Raw genomic sequence first — 19623 nt, forward strand, 5'->3', positions numbered from 1 at the left:
ATCAGGTAGAGTGATGCACGCATCGCACGACAGTTTTGTCGTGAGAAGCATGCGGACGTAGCTCAGTTGGTAGAGCACCACCTTGCCAAGGTGGATGTCGCGCGTTCGAGTCGCGTCGTCCGCTCAGCGTATGAAGGCCCCGGTCAATGACCGGGGCCTTTGTCGTATGCCGGGTTATCGGAGATCCATGACAGGTGTCATGGCCTTCCCCGCCACGGGGCCGCGAGACTGGGGCCATGAAACTCAGCGGCTGGTGGAAGAACCGCAGCAGCGCGGGGAAGGTCGAGCTGTACACGCGCTGGTCGTTCCACCTCTTCGTGGCCATCGAGATCGTGTCGATCGGACTGGCCGTGCTGGGCTCGGCCGGGAAGTCTTCCGCGCCGGTCACGGCCGCGCTCTTCCTGACGGTGTGCGTGCAGTCCCTCGTCGTCGGCTTCCTCTCCTCCCGGTCGCTCGACTGGATCCTGGGCCGGCGCGAGCGACCGGTGCGGCTCGCGATCGTCGTCACCGGCCTCACCGCCGCTGCCAACCTGGGCGTCCTCGGCCTGCGCGCGGCCGGCCTCACCGGCGACCCTGCGGTGGCCCCGACCCTCATCGCCGGCATGACCTGCTTCGCCAGCGGCACCCTCGTCCTGTCCCTGCGCGAGGTCCGGCAGATGCGCTACGTGGCTCCGGTCGCGGCCGTCTTCACCGGCCTGGCGTCCCTCGCCTTCGGCATCCCGGCGGGCGAGTCCGCCGGGATGGCCGTCGGGGTGCTGCTGAGCAGTGCCTTCTTCTGCTTCGCCTGCGGGTTCTCCGGCTGGCTGCTGGACACCGTGTACGAGCTGGACCGGGCCCGCGAGGTCCAGGCGCAGCTCGCGGTGGCCGAGGAGCGGCTGCGGTTCGGCCGGGACCTGCACGACGTGATGGGCCGCAACCTGGCGGTGATCGCCCTCAAGAGCGAGCTGGCCGTACAGCTCGCTCGGCGCGAACGCCCCGAAGCCGTCGACCAGATGATCGAGGTGCAGCGGATCGCCCGGGAGTCCCAGAAGGAGGTCCGCGACGTGGTCCGCGGCTACCGGGAGGCGAACCTCGCGGTGGAGCTGGAGGGTGCGCGCGGGGTCCTGCACGCGGCCGGGATGGACTGCCTGGTCGAGTACGAACAGGGCCGCGAGCTGCCCGCCGAGGCCCAGTCGGCGCTCGGCTGGGTGGTGCGCGAGGCGACGACGAACGTGCTGCGGCACGGCGACGCCCGCAGCTGCGTGATCCGGCTGACGGCGGGCCCCTCGGGCGCGCTCACGCTGGTGGTGGAGAACGACGGGGCCCCCAAGACCCCGGCCGGGCCCCCGGGCTCGGGGCTCGCGGGCCTGCGGGAACGGCTCGCGGTGCTGGACGGCACGCTGGAGGCCGGCCCGGTCGACGGTGGCCGGTTCCGGCTGCGGGCGCAGATTCCCGGCCCGGCGGCCGGGCCGATCCGAGAACTGGAGGCGCGGGCATGAGCCCCGTACGCGTACTGCTGGCCGACGACGAGCACCTGATCCGGGGCGCGCTCGCCGCGCTGCTGGGACTGGAGGACGACCTGCTGGTCGTCGCCGAGGCCGCCTCGGGGCCGGAGGCGCTCGCGATGGCGCGGGCCCACCGGCCGGACGTGGCGGTGCTGGACCTGCAGATGCCGGGGGCCGACGGTGTGAGCGTGGCCACATCCCTGCGGGCCGAACTCCCCGACTGCAAGACCATGATCGTGACCAGCCACGGCCGGCCCGGGCACCTGAAGCGGGCGCTGGCCGCGGGCGTACGGGCCTTCGCACCGAAGACCGTCTCGGCGCAGCGGCTGGCCGAGCTGATCCGGACCGTGCACGCCGGAGGCCGTTACGTGGACCCGGAGTTGGCGGCCGACGCGATCAGCGCGGGCGACTCCCCGCTGACCGCCCGCGAGGCCGAGGTGCTGGAACTGGCCGGTGACGGGGCACCGATCGCGGAGATCGCGGAGCGGGCCTCGCTGTCCCCCGGGACGGTACGGAACTACCTGTCCTCGGCGGCGACGAAGCTGGGCGCCGAAAACCGGCACACGGCGGTGCGTCTCGCACGGGCCCGGGGTTGGGTATAGTAGTTCTCGCGCTACGGCGCACCTGCGGACATAGCTCAGTTGGTAGAGCACCACCTTGCCAAGGTGGATGTCGCGCGTTCGAGTCGCGTTGTCCGCTCAGCAGTGAAGAAGCCCCGGTCCTCGGACCGGGGCTTCTTTCGTTCCCGGCGGCGGCGGGCGCGTCCCGCCCCGGAAGAAAAGGGGCCCCGTTTCCGGGGCCCCTTCGCCGTTCTTCGCCGTGTGCGGGCTCAGACCCAGGTCTGGCCCGTGAGGCGCTCGTAGGCCTCGACGTACCGGGAGCGGGTCTGCTCCACGACCTCCTGCGGGAGGGCGGGCGGCGGGAGTTCGCCCTTGGAGTCCCAGCCGGAGGCGGGGGAGGACAGCCAGTCGCGGACGTACTGCTTGTCGAAGGACGGCTGGCTGTGGCCCGGCTCCCACAGGTCGGCCGGCCAGAAGCGGGAGGAGTCCGGGGTCAGCACCTCGTCGGCGGCGACCAGGTTGCCGTCCTCGTCGAAGCCGAACTCGAACTTGGTGTCCGCCAGGATGATCCCGCGGTCGCGGGCGATGTCCCGGGCCCGGCCGTAGACGGCGAGGGTGGTCTGGCGCAGCAGGGCGGCCGTTTCGGCGCCCTGGGTGCGCGCGACCTCCTCGTAGGAGACGTTCTCGTCGTGCTCGCCGACCTCGGCCTTGGCGGCCGGGGTGAAGATCGGGCCGGGCAGCTCGGAGCCGTCGACCAGGCCCTCGGGCAGGCCCAGTCCGCAGACCGTACGGGTCTTCTCGTACTCGGCGAGGCCCGAGCCGGTCAGGTAGCCGCGGGCCACGCACTCGACGGGGATCATGTCGAGGTTCCGGCAGACCAGGGCGCGGCCGGCCCAGTCGGCGGGGGCGCCGGCGGGCAGCTCGGTGCTGATGACGTGGTTCGGGACGAGGTCCGCGAGCTGGTCGAACCACCACAGGGAGAGCTGGGTCAGGATCCGGCCCTTGTCCGGGATCTCGGTGGGCAGCACCCAGTCGGCGGCGGAGATGCGGTCACTGGCGACCATGACGAGATGGCCGTCCTCGTCGCGGTAGAGGTCGCGGACCTTGCCGGTGTGGAGGTGGACGAGGCCGGGCACCTGGACCGGCTCGGGCTTTTCGACGAATCCGGGCACGGAGTCTCCCTGTGGTTCTGTACGAGCGCGCGGCCCATTCTCCCGCACCTGGCCGCGCGCACGGACAACGGGTCCGCCGGTCCCGCTCTCAGTCCCTCTTGCAGATGCGGTCGAGGAGATTGGCGGTGGCCCGCTGGACCCGCTCGTCCACGTGCCCGGGGCGGTCGAGGGCCGGGGACCAGGCGAAGGTGCCGGACGCGAAGACGAGCGCGCCGCTGGGAGCCCGGTAGAGGGAGGTCTCCTGGTGGCGGCGGTGGCCGTCGCCGTCCTCGTACGGGGAGTGCGCGAGCAGGATCCGGCTCTGGTGCTCGGGGAGCTGCGTGCGCGGGAAGTACCGGTCGGCCTCGCCCGCGACCAGGCCGGGCAGTTCGTCGTTCTCGGCGGCTCCGGTGGAGTCCCAGAGCCAGTGCGTGGCATTGCGCACGATGAGGGGCGCGGGCTCGGGGACCCGTCCCGCGTACTGGATGCCGAGCAGCTGCTGCTCCGGGCGGTCCACCTCGCGCCAGAGGCTGGGGCGGCCCGGGCCGCGGCGTTTTCGGCAGGTGAGCAGCCGGTCGTCGACCCCGGAGGGCGAGGGGGAGAGCTCGACCTGCCAGTACATGGTGTTGGCGGAGAGGAAGACGAGCGAGGTGCCGTGGTCCCGGGCGCGCTCGACGGTGCGGCGCATGGGACCGGACCAGTATTCGTCGTGGCCGGGGAAGACCAGGCCGCGGTAACGGGTGGGGTCGACGCGGCCGGCGTGCAGGTCGCGGGCGTCGGCGTAGGCGAGGTCGTAGCCGTAGCGCTCGGCCCAGCGGATGAAGTCGTAGGCGTGGCCCACGTGCAGGGGCAGGCCCGCGCCGGCGTAGGGGCGGTCGAAGGAGACGGTGATGGCGGCGTCGCGCTCGCCGAGCAGCCGGCCCTCCTCGTCCCAGGCGTGGTAGAGGCTCGCGCCCGTTCTGCCGTCCTCCGGGTAGAGGTTGTAGGCCTGCCAGGTGATGTCGGGCAGCAGGAGCAGCAGATCGGCGGGGTGGTCGTCGCGCACCGTGAAGGGGATGTGCGAGCGGTATCCGTCGGCGGTCGTCAGGACCGCCACATAGGCGCCGACGCTCCAGTACGAGGGGACCTGCAGCCGCCAGGAGAGCCACCAGTGGTGACAGGAGACGGTGCGGTCCGCGGTCAGGGGCGCGGGCTGGACGATGCCGGAGAGCCGGGGGCTGGTGGTGATCTTGGAGGCACCGTCGCCGCCGTAGTGCCCGATGCGGTAGACGTCCACGGAGAACTGCTGGGGCGGATCCACGGTGATGTGGAAGTCGATGGCCTCACCGGGCGCGACGGCTCCGGTGGAGGCGAAGCCCTTGATCTGCCGGTGCACGTCGTCGGCGGTGCGGGGGCCGCCCGCGCCACGGGCACGGGGGATCTGCTGCCCCGGCCCGGCGGCCACGGCCGGGTCCACGTACCAGGGCACGACCTGGCCGTTGTCGTCGTAGTAGAGCTCGCTCCCCCGGAACCACGGCAGGGGGCCCTGGCCGAAGGGATCGGTCACCGCGTGCGCGAGCGCACCTGACTCCCAACGCCGGATCTGCTCCGCACCCATACCGCTCCCCTCCCTCGCTCCCCCGAATGCCGCGACCGATCCCCAGCACATCACATAACGCACGCACTCCGTCACCGTTCGTCGCGAAAAGTTCAACGGGGATCCCGCTCGCGCCCAGTACTGGGGCTCGGGTGGCCTGAGAGGCCGGAGGGGGGCGGGGCCCCGGGGTCCGGCGGTGGCCCCCGGGAGCCGGGAGCCCGGGGCGGTGGCCCTGGGCCGGGAGCCCGGGGCCTAGACCAGGCGGACCGGCTTCTCGGCGCGTACGCCGACCTCCGTGAGCCAGTCCCGGAGCGGGCCGGGGTCCCGGTCCTCCACGAGCGACAGCACCGGTCCGGCGAGATCGGCCCGGCGCACTCCGGCGACCAGCAGGACGGGCCCGTCCAGCCAGTCCAGGCCGGGCTCGCCCCCGGCGGAGTCGACGGCGGCGCAGCACACCAGCGCCACGACGTGGTCCGCCAGCAGGTCCCGCCCGCTGCGCGGAGCCTCCAGCGGGAACAGCGGCAGGGCGTCGGCCCCGCGGCCCGCGGCGGCGGCCGCGAAGGGCACCGCCTCCCGCGCCAGGTCACCGCTCAGCCGGCCCGCCAGGGCGTCGGCATCGGCGTCCGCGAGGTAGGTCAGCACCCGCTCCACCGTGGACGCGGCGGGCACCGACGAAGCCGACAGCGCGTCCAGCGCGGCCAGCAGGCGGGCCGCCTCCGTGCGCCACTTGCGGTCGACGACCTCCTCCGGATAGGCCGCCCAGTCCACCGGCGACCAGTCCGGACCGGCCTCGGCCGGCCCTCCGTGGAACAGCCGCGCCGCCAGCAGCGAGGTGGCCTCGTCCACCGCACCGGGCTGGTCCAGCAGATCGCACGCCGGGCGCTCGCCCAGCCGCGAGGTGTAGCCGTCGGCCAGCCGGTCGCGGCGGGAGAGCTCGGTCAGCGCGGAGACGACGCCCGCGTCCAGGTGCGCCGGCCAGCGGCCCATCCGCCAGGCGGGCAGCGCGACGCGGGTCAGCAGCCGGTCCCAGCCGGCGTACGCCAGCCCGACCTGCTCCTGGGCGACGATGCGCAGCGCGTAGTCCACACCCTGTGCACGGTCCGAGGCGGCGGCGGCCACCCCGCGCTCCATCTCGGCGGCGTCCACCCTGCACAGCCGCAGCAGCAGCCGGGCGGGGGCGGCGATCCAGCCGAGGAAGCGCCGGCCACCCACGTCCACGGCGGCGTCGAGGCCCCGTACGAATCCGCGCGCGTCGGCTATGTCCGGGTGCGCGGAGGGACCCGTACCGGCGACGACGGGCGCGAGGACGGCCCGCAGCTCGGCGACCCTCATCCACCACAGGAACGGCGAGCCGATCACCAGCACCGGGGCGGCGCCGGGCTCGGACTCCGGGCCGCCGGCCTCCTCGGATATGCGGCCGCGGGCGCGGCGGTGCGCCGCGTGCGTGCGGTCCTCCAGCCAGCTGTCGCAGTCGGGCGTCAGGGCTATCGCGGAGGGCGCCGGAACGTCCATCCGGTCCGCCAGGTCCCGCACGAGCCGGTAGAGATCGGGGGCGGCGGCCTCCGACAGGGGCACGGTCGGGGTCATGGCGGGGCTCGCCCGCAGCACGACGGCGGCGAAGATCCCGCCGACGATCAGGACGAACGCGGCGACGGCGCACACCGCGAGGGTCACGGCCGGCCAGGGGTCACCGACGAGCCTGCCCGTCGTACGGGCGCTCACCAGCACCACGGCCAGCGCGGCGGGCAGCAGCCCGACGGCCAGTGCCCTGCTGCGCACACGCAGCACGGCCAAGGCACGGGAACGCGCGGACGGCGTACCCACTTCAGCGATCGAACCGGTTCCGGACACGGCCGGACCTCACCCCCTCTGCCATGCGGCGGCGTTGCTCACTCCCCCACTGTGACACCAGCCACTGACATCGCAATGCCGGTGGGCCATGTGCCGGAATGAGAGCCGGAATGCTTGCGCCGCACCATAGTTGGGGCGGAGGCGGCCGTCAGGCAGACCGGGGGACGATCACCCGATGGAATGGCTTTGGGTAAAGCTGGGTGCGTTCGAACGCGGCTGGATGCACTCGCACGCGAGCATGCGCGCGGGCCCGGCCGCACCGAGTGCGCACCGGGCCCGCTTCCGTGGAATCCCGCTGATCAGCTGGATTCCGCGGCCTTCTCCGCGATGTCCGTGCGGTACTGCGAGCCGTCGAGCCCGATCCGCGCGACCGCCTTATACGCCCTGTCCCGGGCCTCCGCCAGATCGGAACCGGTCGCCGTCACCGACAGCACGCGTCCGCCCGCGCTGACGACCGCGTCGCCCTCGCTGCGCGTCCCCGCGTGCAGGACGTACGCGTGCGGGGCGTCCAGCTCGGCCACCTCGGCCAGGCCCGTGATGGGGTCCCCGGTGCGCGGGGTCTCCGGGTAGTTGTGGGAGGCGATGACGACCGTGACGGCCGCGTCCTCGCGCCAGCTGAGCGGGGGCAGGGAGTCCAGGGTGCCGTTGGCGGAGCCCAGCAGCACGCTCGCGAGCGGGGTGCGCAGCCGGGCCAGGACCACCTGGGTCTCGGGGTCGCCGAAGCGGGCGTTGAACTCGATGACCCGGGTCCCGCGCGAGGTGATCGCGAGGCCCGCGTAGAGCAGCCCGGAGAAGGGGGTGCCGCGGTGGCGCAGCTCGTCCACGGTGGGCTGCAGGACGGAGGCCATGACCTCGTCGACGAGCTTCGGGTCGGCCCAGGGGAGCGGGGAGTACGCGCCCATGCCGCCGGTGTTGGGGCCCGCGTCGCCGTCGAGCGCGCGCTTGAAGTCCTGCGCGGGCTGGAGCGGCAGCACGGTGACGCCGTCGGTGATGGCGAAGAGGGAGACCTCGGGGCCGTCGAGGAACTCCTCGATGACCACCCGGTCGCAGCCCAGCGCGTGGGCGCGGGCGGCGGCCCGGTCGTCGGTGACCACGACGCCCTTGCCGGCGGCGAGGCCGTCGTCCTTGACCACGTACGGGGCGCCGAAGGCGTCGAGGGCCTCGTCCACCTCTTCCGCGGTGGTGCACACGTAGCTGCGGGCCGTCGGGACGCCGGCCGCGGCCATCACGTCCTTGGCGAAGGCCTTGGAACCCTCCAGCTGCGCGGCTTCGCCGGACGGGCCGAAGACGGGGATGCCGACCGCGCGCACGGAGTCGGCGACCCCGGCGACGAGCGGGGCCTCCGGACCGACGACGACCAGGTCGGCGCGGAGCTCGGTGGCGAGGCGGGCGACGGCGTCGCCGTCGAGCGGGTCGACGGGGCGGAGCTCGGCCACCTCGGCGATGCCGGCATTGCCGGGAGCGCAGTACAGCGCGTTGACGTCGGAATCGAGGGACAGAGAGCGGCACAGGGCATGTTCGCGGGCGCCGCCGCCGATGACGAGGACCTTCACGCGATGAAGACTAGCCCGGGTTCCCGGGTGCCCTTCGTGCGGGCACCCAAGTCGGACCCCCTACTCGTTCGTATATTCCTCTACAACGGTGGCCCCGAGCTCGCGCACGATCAGGTCGTGTCCGCTGAGTGCGGTGTCGACGAGGTCGGGGTCGTCGGCCTCCGCGACGTCGTCCTCGGGGGCGACGGGCGGCGGCGCCTGGTGGGTCGGCTGCTGGTGCTGCTGGGACTGCTGCTGCGGATACGACTGCTGCGGCTGCTGGGACTGCTGCGGTTGCTGCGGCTGCTGTTGGTAGGACTGCTGGGGCTGCTGCGACTGCTGCGGGGCCTGCTGGGCCGGCGGCTGGTTGTAGGCGGGCGCGGGCGGAGCGCCGTAGGAGGACGCGGACACGGGGGCCATGGGCTGGGCGCCCCCGCCGACCACGGCCTCGATCTTCCAGGTGACCTGGAACTGCTCGGCGAGCACCGCCTTGAGGACGTCCTCGCTGCCGCTGCTCGCGAAGTTGTCGCGGGCCCCGGCGTTCGGGAAGCCGAGCTGGAGGGTGGTGCCGTCGAAGCCGGCGACCTGGGCGTTCTGGCTGAGCAGGATCCACGTGAAGCGGCGGCGGTTCTTGACGGCGTCCAGGACGGCCGGCCACATGGCCTGGATCTGCCCGGCGCCCGCGGCCATGCCGGGAGACGGGGCGGCGGGCGCCGCCGGTCCGGAGGCCTGGGCGGCCTGGGCGGGGGCCGCCGGGGGAGCCGCGGGGGCTGCCGGGGCGCCGGGGGTGGCCGCGCCGGGCCAGGCACCCGCGGCGGGAGCCGCCTGCGCGGGAGCGGGAGCAGCGGGGGCGCCCGGGGTGGCGGCGCCGGGCCAGGCACCGGGCGCGCCGCCGCCGGGCTGCGCGGCTCCGGGCCAGGCGCCGGGAGCGGCGGCCGGGGCCACCGGCTCGGGCGGAGCCACCGGGGCGGGGGCGGCCGGGGCGGGGGCCTGGTGCACGGGGGCCGGGGCCTGGTGCACGGGAGCCTGCTGCACCGGAACCGGCGGCGCGGGGGGCCGTACGGTCGCGGGGGCCATGGCATGGGCCTCCGGCCCCGGTACGTACCCCATGGCGGGGGCCGGGGCGAAGGCAGCGGCGGCGGAGGCCGCACCGCCGCGCTCCAGCCGTTCGAGCCGCGCCTGTACGGAACGCTCGTCGTCGAAGGCGGCGGGGAGCAGCACGCGGGCGCAGATCAGCTCGAGCTGCAGCCGGGGCGAGGTGGCTCCGCGCATCTCCGTGAGCCCCGTGTTGACGAGGTCGGCGGCGCGGGACAGCTCGGCGGCCCCGAAGACGGAGGCCTGGGCCTGCATCCGCTCGACCACGTCGGCGGGGGCGTCGATGAGCCCCTTCTCGCGGGCGTCGGGCACGGCGGCCAGGATCACCAGGTCGCGCAGCCGCTCCAGCAGGTCGCCGACGAAGCGGCGCGGGTCGTTGCCGCCCTCCACCACCCGGTCGACGATCTCGAACGCGGCGGCCCCGTCCCCGGCGGCGAACGCGTCCACGACGGAGTCGAGCAGCGACGCGTCGGTGTACCCGAGGAGCGAGGTGGCCATGGCGTACGTCACACCCTGCTCGGTGGCGCCGGCCAGGAGCTGGTCCATGACGGACATGGAGTCACGGACGGATCCGGCGCCGGCGCGCACGACGAGCGGCAGCACGCCCTCCTCGACGTGGGCGCCCTCGCGGCCGCAGACCTCGCCGAGGTAGTCGCGCAGGGTGCCGGGGGGCACGAGGCGGAAGGGGTAGTGGTGCGTCCGGGACCGGATGGTGCCGATGACCTTCTCGGGCTCGGTCGTGGCGAAGATGAACTTGAGGTGCTCCGGCGGCTCCTCGACCACCTTCAGCAGGGCGTTGAAGCCCGCCGGGGTGACCATGTGCGCCTCGTCGATGATGTAGATCTTGTACCGGCTGGAGGCGGGCCCGAAGAAGGCCTTCTCGCGCAGGTCACGGGCGTCGTCCACACCACCGTGCGAGGCCGCGTCGATCTCGATGACGTCGATGGAACCCGGCCCGTTGCGCGCGAGGTCCTTGCAGGACTGGCACTCCCCGCAGGGGGTGGGCGTGGGGCCCTGCTCGCAGTTCAGGCAGCGGGCCAGGATGCGCGCGCTGGTGGTCTTGCCACAGCCTCGCGGCCCACTGAACAGGTACGCGTGATTGACCCGGTTGTTGCGCAGCGCCTGCATCAGCGGGTCAGTGACATGCTCCTGACCGATGACCTCGGCGAACGACTCGGGGCGGTAGCGGCGGTACAGCGCAAGGGACGACACGTCTACGAGGTTATCCGGGCCCACCGACAACGGCGGCCCGCAGACCCGCCCGGTCCGCCGCAGTCCGCCCTCCGTGGTCCGCGCGCGGTACGTGCGCGCTGCGTGCGTGACCCCGAGCAGATGCGTGCATGATCCCGCGCTGAGCGGCCCGGCCGGCCCGACCCGTCCCGGAACGCAAAGCGCCCCCCACGCACCCGCCAGAGCCCACTTACCCTTGCTGCCTTCCGGCCCTGGGGGAGTTGGGTGAGATAGCGCCACGTGAGGGGCTGGCCCCACCCTAGCGGATGAAAGGCCCCGGAATCGAGCCGGACCCCGGCCGGAGCTCCACGCGACCCCGACCCGGACCCCGACCTGACCCCCGCCCCGGACCCCGGTCCGGGCCCGCCCGACGATCACGTTCGCGAGCACCCCTCAACGTCTTGTATTGTTTGCCGCGGAGGATTCGCCTAGTGGCCTAGGGCGCACGCTTGGAAAGCGTGTTGGGGGCAACCCCTCACGAGTTCGAATCTCGTATCCTCCGCCATTGCTCTCACCGGGCAATACGTCGAAGGGCCCCGCTGCTTGCAGCGGGGCCCTTCGACGTTCCTCAGACCTCGTTGTCCTGGTCTTTGTCCACAAGGACCTTTTCCGAGGGCCCCCAGATGGCCTCCCCGATCTTCTGTGCCACGTCCTTCAGCATGGCGTCGGGCACGTGCAGGTACCGCGCACGCATCCGGGCAGAGGTTCCCGCCTCCCAGCCCATGATCTGGTCGATGACCCGGTCCGGAACCCCCAGCAGCATGAGCACGGTCGCGGCGGTGTGCCGTGCGTCGTGCAGGCGCGCGTCCCTCACCCCCGCGTCGCCGATGAGCTTCTTCCAGTCGTGGTAGTCCGTGTTCGGGCTGAGCGGACCGCCGAGCGGCTTGGTGAACACGTACTCGGAATCAGTCCACAGGTCGCCGGCCGCCTTCCGCTCGCGGGCCTGCACCTCCTTGTGGGCCCGGAGCATCCGGACCAGAGGACCCGGCAAGGGCACCGCACGGCGCCCGGCGCGCGACTTGGTGTTCTTCGTCTCCCGCCGCACCTGGCTGCGCAGGGGGCAGTACCCGGCCTTCCGGCCGCACGGATCGGCTTCCTTGCATCCGTGGGCGTACTTCGGCCGCAGCCGGTTCCGGCGCAGCTTCAGGTACTCGTTCTCCAGGTCCACGTCGGCCCACCGGAGCCCCAGCGTCTCCCCCTGCCGCAGGCCGAGCGCGAGGGCGAGCATCCAGCGGGCGCTGTTGCGGCGCTTGTTCACCTCGATCAGCAGGCTCTGGATCTCCTCGACCGAATAGGGCTCGATCTCGTCTTCGGCCTCCTCCACGCGTGGCGGCTTGGCCAGCGCGGCGGCGTTCTTCGCCGCGTGGCCGCGCCTCACCGCCTCGCCGAGGGCCGTGCGCGCGGTCCGGTGGGCCTGGTGCGCCGTGGCGGGCTTGCTGCCCTTCGCCTTCATCCGGCGGTAGAGGCTCTCCAGGTGTTCCGGCTCCAGGCGGTCAATCCGGTGCCTGCCGATACCGGGCACGAGGTGCACCCGAACGGCCACCTCGTAGCCGTCGTAGGTGTTCTCGCTGACGGATTCCTTGGCGATGTTCTCGACCCAGTGCCACAGCCACTTCTCGACCGTCCACAGCTTCCCGGGCTGCTGGGCAGTCCCCTGGTCACGCTGCTTCTCCAGCCGCTTGACCTCCTCCATGAGGAGATCCTCCGTAAGCCGGGTGATGTGCCTCCGGTACGGCTCGCCGTTGTCCCGGTAGCCCATCGGCACCCTGGCGTGCCAGCGTCCGTCCTTTCCGAAGTAGATCGCGGTTTCGCCGTTGGCGCGGCGGGTGCCCTTCTTGCTCTTCTCTGCCACAGGCAGACTCCTGTCTCAGGTGGGCCGTCAAGCCGCGTGTTGGGGCGTGCGGAGGCGGGTCACGTACTCGGCCGGTGCATCGACCGGGACCCTGCGGAGTCCACCGATCAGGACGGACTCCAGTGCGCCAGTGCGGATCAGCGCGAAGCAGGTGGTTCTGCCGACGCGGAGTCGGCGGGCGGCTTCCTCGACGGTCAGCAGCACCAGCGTTGGATCTGCCGCGTGGGACACGGCGTCATGGGCGTCATGCATGGGCTCGCTCCTTGGCGGCCGCCACAGAAACCACGAAATACACAGAAACCCGGGGCAGGGGGTCTGACCTGCGGGAACCTCCCTGAGGGTGGTCCGCCACAGAAACCGCAGGAAGTCCCACAGAAATAAGGGCCCGGGGGTGGGCGGGTATTTGTGTGGGACTTCCGTGGGTTTCTGTGGCGGCGGCCCTCCTGCCGCCCCTGGCGGTGTTTGTGCAGGTCAGAGGCATGGTGGGGCTATTTCTGTGATTCTGTGGTTTCTGTGGCGGGGGTCAGACGGTCGGGTCGCTCAGCTGGGGGTGGATGAGGTAGCGCGGGGACGGCGGCCGGCCCCGGCCTCCGGTGCGCTGCACGGGCTGGCAGCGGATGAACCCGTGGTCGTCCAGCAGCTCCAGCGCGGGGTCCAGATCAGCGACCGTGGGGAATTCGGAGCGAGAGAGCTTCACCATGAGGTCGCGCTTGCTGACCTCGCTCCACTGCTGGGTGCGCAGCAGCTCCAGCACGGCATGGGCTCGGTTGGCGGTGTGGTCGGCGCCCATGAGGTCGAAGACCACCAGCGCGTGACCAGTGAAGTAGTCGATCAGCTTCACCGCCGCGCGCATGGTGTCCGCGCTGACGGGCTCGGTGTGGCCGTTCGTGGGGTGCGAGGCCAGGTGGAGCAGTCCGGCCAGGCGGCAGGTTGCGCCGCCCAGCTTGTTGGCCCAGTTCCCGACGTGAGCGAGGTCGCCCCCACGGGGCCGCAGCCGCGGTTCCTGGCGCTCCTCGAACGCGACGAGGACGTCACCCGCTTCGGGGGAGAGCTGAAGTACCGCCGGATCCGTCCAGTCCGCCAGGGACATGGTCAGAGCGGTGATGTTCTCCTCGTAGGTGGCGGCCACCGCGTCCGGGATCGGGTCGGGCAGGATCGTGCGGTGCCCGACGAGCGAGGTCGGGAGGGAGTAGAAGAACCGAGCCAACAGGCCCCGGTCGTTGGCTCCCTTGATGCGGCCGATGTCCTCCAGGACTGAGGGCTGCACGGTGAGACCCATGGTCAGGGCAGGCGACTCGATGAACTCCTCACGGCCCCGGCGATCAACCCTCAGCCGGTCACCTGCCTGCCCCCGCAAGAAGACATCCAAGTTCGGGGTGCCGGAGTAGCGTCCCGCGATGATGTCGAAGATGCCGCCCTCAGCGGACATCACAGAGAGCCTGCCGCCCTGTTCGGCCAGGAGTGAGGCGATGACCTCCGGGGTGGCGTCATCGGCCAGCAGACGGGGCTTTGCGGGCACCGTGACCGCTTCGGCGGCCTGAGCGAGGCCGATGGCCTCCGCGACGAGCTGGTCGCGCTTGTCTGCGTCGGCGCGGGCCGCCTTGGCCGCCGCGTTGTCCGCGACCTCCCTGGCGAGCCTGGCGGTGATCTCAGCCTCCACGATCCGCCCGGCGGACTGCGTGACCAGCAGTGCTTCGCAGCGGTAGAGCGGGTCGGCCATCAGGTTGAACACGGCGGACTTGCGGTTGCCCGGCGGCAGCGCGACGACCACGAACACGTTCACAGGCTCGCGCCAGCGACTGCGGACGTGGACCACCGCGCGGCCCCCGGCAGCAGTGCCGAGCACGGCGAGCGCGAGGGAGGCGGCCATGTCCACGGGCGTCTGCGTCTCCTCCGCAACCGCGCGCACGTAGTCGCCCAGCCAGGCCGGGAAAACCTCAGTGGGGAACGCCGGCAGTTCCCGGCGGGCCGTGAGCGGGATCGGCTCCTCCCACGGCGCAGCAGCCGCCGCCTGAGCGTCCAGAGCCTCAAAGCCCGCCCACAGCTCCGAGCTGTCCACGGGCTGTGTGGTCATGCCGCCCCTCCCAGGGTGTTGCGGGCGCTGCGGTGGATGCCGTCGCGGATGCTGGCTGCGACACGGGAGGGAACGAGGCCCTTGGCCAGGGCCGCTTCGGTGAGCGCGTCGGTCACCTCGGCCTCGCTGAGGGTCCGCGCGGCGATGAGCCTGCCGAGGGCGTACGCGGCGTTGTAGAGCGTCGTGTTCTGGGCTCCGGTGGCAGCAGCCGCGACCTTGGCGACCTCGCCGTTGAGAGCGGCCATCGCGTACCGGTCCGCCTTCCCGATCCGGGCGCGGAGAACGGCCACGGGGACCGGGGCGGGTGCGGGCGGCGTGGTGAGGAGGTCACCGAGCCACGTGGGGAGGGGGGCCGGAGGAGCGTCGTGAAGGATCTCGTACGAGCCCGCACCGACCCTGCTGCCGGCCGCGACCACGTACCCGCCCCAGGCGCGCGTGTCGACCTTCCACCCAAGGCGTCCTGCGCTCCCACGTAGCTGCTTTTCAGCAGGGGCGGTGAAGTACAGGTGCTGTCCGCCACGGCGGGTTCGCACGGTGAACGTCTCGGTCGGCAGCCGCTCACCGGCCCGCTCGCAGAGCATCGCGAACACGTCCAGGCCATCGGTCGCCCCCGCCCACTCCACGGGCGCGGGTCCGTCCTCGTCCTTGGGGATGTCGAGGTCCACGACCAGGAGACCGGCGGGGCCCGTGGCGATGCCGACGTTGTACGGGGCCGCCTGCCAGCACGCGGTGATCTGCTCGGGGGCGACAGTGGCGCGCTGTTCAGGGGTGCGGTGGCCGTCGGTGCAGCGGCCGCTGCGGGGGCAGTTGCGTTCGGGGTGTCCGGCGGGCCGCTTGTCTCCGGGGCGGAGCGGGAAGACGGGCCAGCCGCGCTCAGCGGCGGCCAGGGCCGCGCGCAGCAGCGCCGTGGTGGGGCTGGGTGTCATGCTGGGGGTCTCCTGTTTCTGCGAAGGGACGGAGAACCGGGGCGGTCGCGGTCTTGTGGTGAGAGGCGACCGCCCCGGGCACAGCTACAGGTCGGTGAGCGTGGCGGTGGGGATCTCGTAGACGTCGATGACGTCGTTCGCACCGTGCCAGCGGCCCGGGATGTGGTGGATGTAGACCACGTGGAGCGGGATTCCGTCGCGGCCGGTGAACGCGTAGACGTTGACCGCATCCACGTGCGTCGGGGTCTTGCGCGCACTGCTGATGTGGGACAGGACCCCGATCACGGTGATGGTCTCGGGCCGGTACCTCACTCCGTCGACCTGCGTGTAGAGCGTGGGGTGCTGGGTGGTGCTCAAGGCGGGGCTGGAACTCATCAGGGCTCTCTCCTAGTGCTGTTCGGTGGTCAGGCGGTGGGCGAGCTGTATGTTCGCGGTGATGAACCGGTGGTGGTCGTCCGGCGTGCACTGCGGCCGATCGCAGGTGACGGCCTCGCGGATCACTTCCGCGGCGAGCTGTACGGGCTCCCGGGCATCGATCACGGTGGTCACCGCCCCACGATCATGTGGTCGGGGTGGCCGTGGACCATGTGGTCCACGCACTCCGGGCAGTCCTCACGCGGGCCGAGTCCCGCGTGCGCCTTCCGGCCGGCGTGAGCGTGGTACCAGCACTGCCGGCACTCGCCCTTCGGGGGGTTCTGGGCTGTGGCCACGGCTACCACCAGCCCTTGTGGACGAACGTGCCGTCGGGGTCGATGTCCATGTCGGTTCTCCTCAGCTGTGGAAGTGGTTGCGCTTGAAGACGGCCCGGCGGATGTTGACGACCGTCCCGCCCCTGCCGGGCCCGCGGTTGGTGCCGAGGACCTGGGCGGCGATGAAGCCGCCGAAGATCACGGCGGCCAGGATGATGAGCTGCTGGATCAGCGCGGCAACGGCGGCGATGAAGGTGGTCAGGAGCATCAGGCCGCCGCAGGCCGCGGCGAAGCCGATGCCGCCGAGGGCGATGTTGACGGCGAGCGGGTTGATGGCCGGCCGCTCCGCGACGGGCTCGGGGGCCTTGGCGGGGGCGATGGCGTAGCCGGTGATGATGCGGCCGTCGGGGAGCTGGATCGTTTGGACGTCCGGCATCAAGTGCGGCTGCTGGACAGCGAGTGGTGCCGGGGCCATGGGGACCGGGTGGTGGATCTCGGCGGTCTCCCAGCGGGTCGGGTCGTAGTGGTTCAAGGGGTGCCTCCTACAGGTCGGGTATGGCGTCGATGAGCGAGTTGATGACCTCGGTGACGGCGGGAGCGGCTCCGGTGGAGGCGAGGTAGAAGCCGAACATCACGGCGACGAAGGCGGAGCCGACGCCGAGGGTCTTGGAGCGCAGAAGGAGCGCGAGGATGAGCCCGAAGAGCGCGACGAGGGTGATGGTGACGGCCAAGGAAGGCCTCCTTGCTCGGGGTTGGAGGAGCGGCTACTTGCGGCGCTTGTCGCGGGCGTCCTCGCGGGCCTGGGCCACCTCGCGGATGCGGTCGATCTCGTTCTCGATGCGCTTGGTGGACTTGCCGCGCTGCTGGCGACGGACGGCCTTGGCGCCGAGGTAGACGACCTTGGCGAGTTCGCCGAGGCTGTGCGGGTCCTTGTCGGTGAGCGCGAACTTCTCGCGGGCCATGACGGGATCTCCCTTGGGGTTAGCGGGTGCCGGCGCGATGGATACGGACGGCGCGGTTGTGGAGGCGGCGGCCGACGCGGACGCGTATGCCGTGGCCGTGGCAGCGGCGGCAGACCTTGCCGCGCTTGGGTCGTCCCTTGCGGTCGGTCTTGAGGAGCTGGCCGACGCCGTCGCACTTGCGGCAGGTGCCGAACGGGGACAGCCAGCACCTGACGCCGTAACCGAGGGTGACGACGAGTAGGCAGGCGCTAGCGAGCAGGGCAAGGCTCATGGGGGCCCTCCTGGGCGGGTTTTCGGGGTTTTCGCAGGTGGGCCGCTAGACGCTAGCGACCTGATCAGGTGCGGTTGGGGTCGCTAGCGAGGTTGCTAGGTCTAGCGACGTGGGTTGCTAGACCTAGCGGCCTCTCGGGCTACTTCGCGGCCCGGTTCTTGTCACGCTTGGTGATGGCGTCGATGATGTGCTGGCGCTCGATGCCGCGCCGGTTGGCGCCCTTGCCGGTCTCGGTCTTGCCCCACACCTGGTCGGTCTTGATGCCGAACGGCTTGAGGACGGTGCCGAGCTGGTCGGCCTTCGCACGGCCCTCCAGCTCGGCCCACGGCCCGTAGCTGCCGGGGTCGAGTTCGGCGAGGCGGTCCACGATGACCTCGGACCACACCTTGTCCTCGCTGCGGCCGAGGACGGTGGCGATGTCGTCCAGGATCGCGTCGGCGCTGCGGGGCGCGGGCACCTCGCCGATGGCGTCGCCGGTGAGGGTGCCCTCCTCCTCGCGCAGGGCGCGGGCCCGGACGAGGATGCTGTCGGCGTCGCGACCGTCGCCGAGGTAGGTCCGCACGATCCCGGAGTCGTCGCTCATGCCCTTGAGCAGACCGACACCCTTGTGGGACTTCAGGAGGCGGGAGGCGTCCAGGCCCTCGGAGTACGAACCGGCGCCGAGAACGACGTCGGAGACCTGCCAGGACCCGACACGCAGGGAGAACCGGGCCTGGTGCTGGTCACGGAGCACGGAGGGGCAGGCCTGGTCATCAGGCTTCTGCGTGGAGTTCAGGACCGACACCCCGACGGCCGGCGCGACCCGGGCGAGGTAGACCAGCAGCTCCAGAACGGCCTTGCCGTGGACGGGGTGCTGCAGGTACTCCTGCACCTCGTCCACCACAACGATGGTGAGGGGCATGTTGAGCTTCTTGTCCCGGGAGATTTCCGGGGTGAGCTTGCCCTCGGGGCAGATGTGCAGGGGCAGTTCGGAGAGCCGGTGGTAGCGATCCTCGACATCGGCCTTGAGCTCCGTCAGGGCGTTGATGAGGTGCTCGACGGGGTCGAAGCCGTTGCGGGGCACGATGCCGAACCCGATCCGGTGCGCGACCTTGGAGAAGGACCGCCAGTCCGGGGAGGCCTTCCCGTCGAACAGGATGATCCGCACGTACGGGTCCAGGGCCGCGGCCAGGACGATGGTGCGGGCGGAGAAGGTCTTGCCCTGGCGGGGGACGGCGCCGACGAGGAGGGACAGCCACAGCATGCTGGCCATGACCGGGTTGCCGCGCTCGTCCACGCCCCACGGGAACGGCTTCCAGAAGTCCACCCGTGTCGCGCCGAGGAGCGGTGTCCGGCCGGCGGGGACGGCGAGCGGGTCGCGGTCGGCGATCCACATCGACACCCGGCGGGCACTGGTCTCGTCGCGGTCCAGGAAGAGCTGGGTGGGGGAGATGTCGATGCCCGAGGCGAGCGGCACGTGCTTCTTGAGCGCGTCCTCGAACGTCTTGCCGTACGGCAGGTCGACCACGACCCGCCACCCGTCCCCGTCACGGCCGATCGGCCTGGGGAACGCAATGCCCTGGTCCTTGACGGTCAGACCGGCGGCGGCGAAGGCGCGGGTGATGATGTCCGAGGACAGGCGCCGCTTGCGGAAGGTGACCTTCGCCCGGTCGATCAGCGGCTTGTCCGCCGGGGCCCCGACCACACCGAGTGTGGTGGTCAGCGCGGCCATGGACAGCATGAGCATCCACGACGGGGCCATGACGTACACGGTCAGGGCCGCGGCCAGGCCGACGAACCCGGCGACCGCGGCAACGATGCCGCGAAGGCGGACGCGGTCGTTGCGCTGCCGCGACAGGCTCAGGTACTCCCCCGCGTCCTCAGCGCGCACGGCGGCCAGGCGGAGGTTCTTACCTTCGGCGTCGAACACCCACCGGCCGGCCGCGGCCGACCAGCGCCACGCACCGCGGGGGGCGTAGGCCAGGATCTTCGGCGTGTAGACCACCGGCAGCCGCAGCGCGTGGTAGCCGACCAGGGTTGAGTAGTGGCGGACGGCCCAGCGGCGTACGGCGGTCCGCTGGTCGGGGAGCTTGACCCAGTCGGGCAGGACCGGCTGCCGGGTCTTGTCGTGGGCCTGCATCCACTCCGCCACCGACGGCGGGTACACCTGCCGGGGCGGGTCGACCGGGGCGCCTTCGGCGAGGTCGTCCGAGTCGTCGTCGGTGTCGGGGAGTTCGGCCTGCCACTCACCAGGCCTGACCTCCCCCACGCCGGGGGCATCCGATCCGGGGCTCCTCTTGGGGAACGGGACGACCTTGGCGGTGTGCTCCTCCGGATCGACCGGAGGCGCGAACGGGTTGATGTCCGTCACGATGGTTCGACTCCTTCATG

At 71.9% G+C, this 19623-nt stretch carries 19 protein-coding genes, 3 tRNA genes and 1 other RNA gene; 5 read left to right on the forward strand and 18 right to left on the reverse strand.

Annotation, left to right across the window (positions count from 1 at the left end):
• The first annotated feature begins 51 nt into the window (after window positions 1-51).
• The 4 genes from ACODT5_RS36865 to ACODT5_RS36880 all read left to right on the forward strand — a co-directional run bounded on the left by ACODT5_RS36865 (window position 52) and on the right by ACODT5_RS36880 (window position 2183).
• A tRNA-Gly gene (locus ACODT5_RS36865) sits at window positions 52-124 on the forward strand.
• Window positions 125-236: 112 nt separating this feature from the next.
• The gene (locus ACODT5_RS36870; RefSeq protein ID WP_422523389.1) at window positions 237-1478 is read left to right on the forward strand and encodes a sensor histidine kinase; all 1242 of its coding nucleotides are present in this window, start codon (window positions 237-239) and stop codon (window positions 1476-1478) included.
• A complete protein-coding gene (locus ACODT5_RS36875) occupies window positions 1475-2086 on the forward strand; it encodes a response regulator transcription factor (RefSeq protein ID WP_266907114.1) in 612 nt (203 codons plus the stop codon). The genes ACODT5_RS36870 and ACODT5_RS36875 overlap by 4 nt, the downstream gene beginning before the upstream one ends.
• A gap of 24 nt (window positions 2087-2110) precedes the next feature.
• A tRNA-Gly gene (locus ACODT5_RS36880) sits at window positions 2111-2183 on the forward strand.
• A 130-nt stretch (window positions 2184-2313) separates the two neighbouring features.
• Here the strand turns inward: ACODT5_RS36880 and ACODT5_RS36885 are convergent.
• The 6 genes from ACODT5_RS36885 to ffs all read right to left on the reverse strand — a co-directional run bounded on the left by ACODT5_RS36885 (window position 2314) and on the right by ffs (window position 10732).
• Entirely contained in the window at window positions 2314-3216 is a 903-nt protein-coding gene (locus tag ACODT5_RS36885; RefSeq protein ID WP_422523390.1) for a phosphoribosylaminoimidazolesuccinocarboxamide synthase, read from the reverse strand.
• Window positions 3217-3304: 88 nt separating this feature from the next.
• Complete coding sequence (locus ACODT5_RS36890; RefSeq protein WP_422523391.1) at window positions 3305-4792, reverse strand: N,N-dimethylformamidase beta subunit family domain-containing protein; 1488 nt, start codon at window positions 4790-4792, stop codon at window positions 3305-3307.
• A 231-nt stretch (window positions 4793-5023) separates the two neighbouring features.
• The gene (locus ACODT5_RS36895) at window positions 5024-6622 is read right to left on the reverse strand and encodes a hypothetical protein (RefSeq protein WP_422523392.1); all 1599 of its coding nucleotides are present in this window, start codon (window positions 6620-6622) and stop codon (window positions 5024-5026) included.
• A gap of 299 nt (window positions 6623-6921) precedes the next feature.
• Window positions 6922-8175: a phosphoribosylamine--glycine ligase gene (purD, locus tag ACODT5_RS36900; RefSeq protein ID WP_422523393.1), complete on the reverse strand. Its 1254-nt coding sequence runs from the start codon at window positions 8173-8175 to the stop codon at window positions 6922-6924.
• 60 nt (window positions 8176-8235) lie between these two features.
• Window positions 8236-10461: a DNA polymerase III subunit gamma and tau gene (locus tag ACODT5_RS36905; protein ID WP_422523394.1), complete on the reverse strand. Its 2226-nt coding sequence runs from the start codon at window positions 10459-10461 to the stop codon at window positions 8236-8238.
• Between the two features lie 172 nt (window positions 10462-10633).
• Window positions 10634-10732, reverse strand: an RNA gene (gene ffs, locus ACODT5_RS36910) — signal recognition particle sRNA small type.
• A gap of 164 nt (window positions 10733-10896) precedes the next feature.
• Here ffs and ACODT5_RS36915 point away from each other — a divergent pair.
• Window positions 10897-10984, forward strand: a tRNA-Ser gene (locus tag ACODT5_RS36915).
• 63 nt (window positions 10985-11047) lie between these two features.
• Here ACODT5_RS36915 and ACODT5_RS36920 read toward each other — a convergent pair.
• The 12 genes from ACODT5_RS36920 to ACODT5_RS36975 all read right to left on the reverse strand — a co-directional run bounded on the left by ACODT5_RS36920 (window position 11048) and on the right by ACODT5_RS36975 (window position 19603).
• Window positions 11048-12331, reverse strand: coding sequence for a tyrosine-type recombinase/integrase (locus ACODT5_RS36920; RefSeq protein WP_422523395.1), 1284 nt, complete (start codon window positions 12329-12331; stop codon window positions 11048-11050).
• Between the two features lie 27 nt (window positions 12332-12358).
• Complete coding sequence (locus ACODT5_RS36925; protein WP_422523396.1) at window positions 12359-12583, reverse strand: helix-turn-helix domain-containing protein; 225 nt, start codon at window positions 12581-12583, stop codon at window positions 12359-12361.
• Window positions 12584-12854: 271 nt separating this feature from the next.
• Entirely contained in the window at window positions 12855-14405 is a 1551-nt protein-coding gene (locus tag ACODT5_RS36930) for a YfjI family protein (protein WP_422523397.1), read from the reverse strand.
• The gene (locus ACODT5_RS36935) at window positions 14402-15331 is read right to left on the reverse strand and encodes a bifunctional DNA primase/polymerase (protein WP_422523398.1); all 930 of its coding nucleotides are present in this window, start codon (window positions 15329-15331) and stop codon (window positions 14402-14404) included. The genes ACODT5_RS36930 and ACODT5_RS36935 overlap by 4 nt, the downstream gene beginning before the upstream one ends.
• Before the next feature lie 84 nt (window positions 15332-15415).
• A complete protein-coding gene (locus tag ACODT5_RS36940) occupies window positions 15416-15706 on the reverse strand; it encodes a hypothetical protein (protein ID WP_422523399.1) in 291 nt (96 codons plus the stop codon).
• A 12-nt stretch (window positions 15707-15718) separates the two neighbouring features.
• A complete protein-coding gene (locus ACODT5_RS36945) occupies window positions 15719-15880 on the reverse strand; it encodes a hypothetical protein (RefSeq protein ID WP_422523400.1) in 162 nt (53 codons plus the stop codon).
• Complete coding sequence (locus ACODT5_RS36950; protein WP_422523401.1) at window positions 15877-16041, reverse strand: pRL2-8; 165 nt, start codon at window positions 16039-16041, stop codon at window positions 15877-15879. The genes ACODT5_RS36945 and ACODT5_RS36950 overlap by 4 nt, the downstream gene beginning before the upstream one ends.
• Before the next feature lie 61 nt (window positions 16042-16102).
• Window positions 16103-16495: a hypothetical protein gene (locus tag ACODT5_RS36955; RefSeq protein ID WP_422525147.1), complete on the reverse strand. Its 393-nt coding sequence runs from the start codon at window positions 16493-16495 to the stop codon at window positions 16103-16105.
• Window positions 16496-16562: 67 nt separating this feature from the next.
• Window positions 16563-16751: a hypothetical protein gene (locus ACODT5_RS36960; protein WP_422523402.1), complete on the reverse strand. Its 189-nt coding sequence runs from the start codon at window positions 16749-16751 to the stop codon at window positions 16563-16565.
• Window positions 16752-16784: 33 nt separating this feature from the next.
• A complete protein-coding gene (locus tag ACODT5_RS36965) occupies window positions 16785-16982 on the reverse strand; it encodes a hypothetical protein (protein ID WP_422523403.1) in 198 nt (65 codons plus the stop codon).
• Between the two features lie 19 nt (window positions 16983-17001).
• Window positions 17002-17253, reverse strand: coding sequence for a hypothetical protein (locus ACODT5_RS36970; RefSeq protein WP_422523404.1), 252 nt, complete (start codon window positions 17251-17253; stop codon window positions 17002-17004).
• A 139-nt stretch (window positions 17254-17392) separates the two neighbouring features.
• Complete coding sequence (locus tag ACODT5_RS36975; protein WP_422523405.1) at window positions 17393-19603, reverse strand: cell division protein FtsK; 2211 nt, start codon at window positions 19601-19603, stop codon at window positions 17393-17395.
• Between the last annotated feature and the right edge of the window lie 20 nt (window positions 19604-19623).

The organism is Streptomyces tatrensis, from assembly GCF_049310065.1.
GTDB lineage: Bacteria > Actinomycetota > Actinomycetes > Streptomycetales > Streptomycetaceae > Streptomyces.

What these genes read in the sequence shown, in the direction of transcription:
- ACODT5_RS36870 (WP_422523389.1), top strand. Translation starts at nt 237, where the DNA reads ATGAAACTCAGCGGCTGGTGGAAGAACCGCAGCAGCGCGGGGAAGGTC.
- ACODT5_RS36875 (WP_266907114.1), top strand. Translation starts at nt 1,475, where the DNA reads ATGAGCCCCGTACGCGTACTGCTGGCCGACGACGAGCACCTGATCCGG.
- ACODT5_RS36890 (WP_422523391.1), bottom strand. Translation starts at nt 4,792, where the DNA reads ATGGGTGCGGAGCAGATCCGGCGTTGGGAGTCAGGTGCGCTCGCGCAC.
- ACODT5_RS36925 (WP_422523396.1), bottom strand. Translation starts at nt 12,583, where the DNA reads ATGCATGACGCCCATGACGCCGTGTCCCACGCGGCAGATCCAACGCTG.
- ACODT5_RS36930 (WP_422523397.1), bottom strand. Translation starts at nt 14,405, where the DNA reads ATGACCACACAGCCCGTGGACAGCTCGGAGCTGTGGGCGGGCTTTGAG.
- ACODT5_RS36935 (WP_422523398.1), bottom strand. Translation starts at nt 15,331, where the DNA reads ATGACACCCAGCCCCACCACGGCGCTGCTGCGCGCGGCCCTGGCCGCC.
- ACODT5_RS36940 (WP_422523399.1), bottom strand. Translation starts at nt 15,706, where the DNA reads ATGAGTTCCAGCCCCGCCTTGAGCACCACCCAGCACCCCACGCTCTAC.
- ACODT5_RS36955 (WP_422525147.1), bottom strand. Translation starts at nt 16,495, where the DNA reads ATGGCCCCGGCACCACTCGCTGTCCAGCAGCCGCACTTGATGCCGGAC.
- ACODT5_RS36965 (WP_422523403.1), bottom strand. Translation starts at nt 16,982, where the DNA reads ATGGCCCGCGAGAAGTTCGCGCTCACCGACAAGGACCCGCACAGCCTC.
- ACODT5_RS36970 (WP_422523404.1), bottom strand. Translation starts at nt 17,253, where the DNA reads ATGAGCCTTGCCCTGCTCGCTAGCGCCTGCCTACTCGTCGTCACCCTC.